The sequence below is a fragment of the Actinomyces sp. HMSC075C01 genome (assembly GCF_001812965.1).
Classification (GTDB): Bacteria; Actinomycetota; Actinomycetes; order Actinomycetales; family Actinomycetaceae; genus Actinomyces; species Actinomyces acetigenes.
The window spans coordinates 1-1771 of sequence record NZ_KV810955.1 but is presented as its reverse complement, the minus strand read 5'-3'; the positions used below and the strand labels follow the sequence as shown (position 1 = coordinate 1771).

Here is a 1771-nt window from a genome sequence, read left to right as displayed (position 1 = left end):
GGGTGGTGGCAGGGGTTGTGGGTGGTAGGGGAGCGTCCTGCACCGGGGGAAGCCTGTGGGTGACTGCTGGTGGACGGTGTGGGAGTGAGAATGCAGGCATGAGTAGCGATACTAGGGTGAGAAGCCCTAGCGCCGAATGACCAAGGGTTCCAGGGCCAGGCTAGTCCGCCCTGGGTGAGTCGGGACCTAAGGCGAGGCCGACAGGCGTAGTCGATGGATGACGGGTTGATATTCCCGTACCGGCGAAGCACCGCCCATGCTGACGTGCGGGTGCTAACCCACGCCTTGCCGCCATGTTAGCCGCGCCTGTCGGGTTCGCCTGACGGTGTGGTTGTGGTGGTGGGGTCTGGGGGTCCTCCGTGCAGGTAGGCAAGCGTGTTAACAGGGGTGACGCACAGTGGTAGCCCGGCGGACCTGGTGGCTTGGTCCGTTCAAGCGCGCAGCCCGTCCTCCAGGTAAATCCGGGGGGCAGCCCATTAGGTTGGGTGGGGGTGAGGCGTGATGGTGACCCTGCTTCTGGTGGGGGATAACAGGGTGATCCTGGGGTGCCGAGAAAAGCCTCGACGCGATGGTGCTAGCCGCCCGTACCCTAAACCGACACAGGTGGTCGGGCAGAGTATGCCTAGGCGCACGAGTGAATCATGGTTAAGGAACTCGGCAAAATGCCCCCGTAACTTCGGGAGAAGGGGGGCCTGAACCTTGAAGCCCCATCGCGGGCTAGGGGGGAGGGTCGCAGAGGCCAGGGGGAAGCGACTGTTTACTAAAAACACAGGTCTGTGCGAAGCTGTAAGGCGATGTATACGGACTGACGCCTGCCCGGTGCTGGAAGGTTAAGAGGAACCATCAACCCTTTGGGTGAAGTGGTGAATTTAAGCCCCAGTAAACGGCGGTGGTAACTATAACCATCCTAAGGTAGCGAAATTCCTTGTCGGGTAAGTTCCGACCTGCACGAATGGCGTAACGACTTCCCCGCTGTCTCAACCATGAGCTCGGCGAAATTGCAGTACGAGTAAAGATGCTCGTTTCGCGCAGAAGGACGGAAAGACCCCGGGACCTTTACTATAGCTTGGTATTGGCGCCCGCTATAGCTTGTGCAGGATAGGTGGGAGACTGTGAAGCTGTCACGCTAGTGGTGGTGGAGTCGTCGTTGAAATACCACTCTGGTTATGGCGTGCGCCTGAACCTGGGCCCGTGATCCGGGTTAGGGACAGTGCCTGGTGGGTAGTTTAACTGGGGCGGTTGCCTCCTAAAGTGTAACGGAGGCGCTCAAAGGTTCCCTCGGCCTGGTCGGTAACCAGGTGTTGAGTGTAAGTGCACAAGGGAGCTTGACTGTGAGACTGACGGGTCGAGCAGGTACGAAAGTAGGAACTAGTGATCCGGCGATCCCGTGTGGGTGGGTCGTCGCTCAACGGATAAAAGGTACCCCGGGGATAACAGGCTGATCCTGCCCAAGAGTCCATATCGACGGCATGGTTTGGCACCTCGATGTCGGCTCGTCGCATCCTGGGGCTGGAGCAGGTCCCAAGGGTTGGGCTGTTCGCCCATTAAAGCGGTACGCGAGCTGGGTTTAGAACGTCGTGAGACAGTTCGGTCCCTATCCTCTGCGCGCGTTGGAGACTTGAGGAGGCCTGTCCCTAGTACGAGAGGACCGGGACGGACGAACCTCTGGTGTGCCAGTTGTCCTGCCTGGGGCACGGCTGGTTGGCTACGTTCGGGAAGGGTAACCGCTGAAAGCATCTAAGCGGGAAACCATCTTCAAGATGAGGTCTCC

1 rRNA gene is annotated in these 1771 nt (G+C 59.4%); it reads left to right on the top strand.

Features of this window, described 5'->3' with window-relative positions:
• A 23S ribosomal RNA gene (locus HMPREF2883_RS02375) occupies positions 1 to 1771 on the top strand; the annotation flags it as partial.